Origin of the sequence: Teichococcus deserti, assembly GCF_001982615.1 — a bacterium.
Classification (GTDB): Bacteria; Pseudomonadota; Alphaproteobacteria; order Acetobacterales; family Acetobacteraceae; genus Pseudoroseomonas; species Pseudoroseomonas deserti.
Map to the genome: position 1 here is coordinate 1 of NZ_MLCO01000554.1, position 518 is coordinate 518.

Consider the following 518-nt stretch of genomic DNA (forward strand, 5'->3'; position numbering starts at 1 on the left):
ACCCGGTGCCGCCCACCCGGTGCCTCACCACCCGGTTCCTTTAACTCCTTGGCGTAACCCCTGGCTCCTGACACCGCAGGGAGCCGCTGCGCCGCGATGGCCAGTTTCAACGATCCGCGCTTCGCCGCGCAATGGCAGCTGCAGCCGGGCCATGGCATCAACATCACCCCGCTCTACGACGACTATGCCGGCCAGGGGATCAAGGTCGGGCTGATCGACACGCTGCTGGACACCGACAATCCCGAGCTCGGCGGCCAGGTCGATCCGCGCGCCGGGCAGCAGGCGGCGGCGGTGAAAGGGGGGGAGGCGGCGGCCACCTCGCATGGCACCGGCGTCGCCCTGGTGCTGGCGGCGGCGGCAAACAACGGCTATGGCGGCATCGGCGCGGCCTATGGCGTGACGCTGGCGTCCTATTGCGTCGATGCCCGCGGCGACCGCAGCCTGGCGCAGGAGACGGAGATGCTCGCCCTGCAGTGGCAGGTCGATGTCTCCAACAATTCCTGGAGCCGCTCGGGCGA

General features: G+C 69.7%; 1 protein-coding gene. It reads left to right on the plus strand.

Going from position 1 to position 518, the window contains the following annotated elements:
- Positions 1-96: 96 nt before the first annotated feature.
- A partial coding sequence (locus tag BKE38_RS30010; RefSeq protein ID WP_207553745.1) for a S8 family serine peptidase occupies positions 97-518 on the plus strand: 422 nt, incomplete at its 3' end.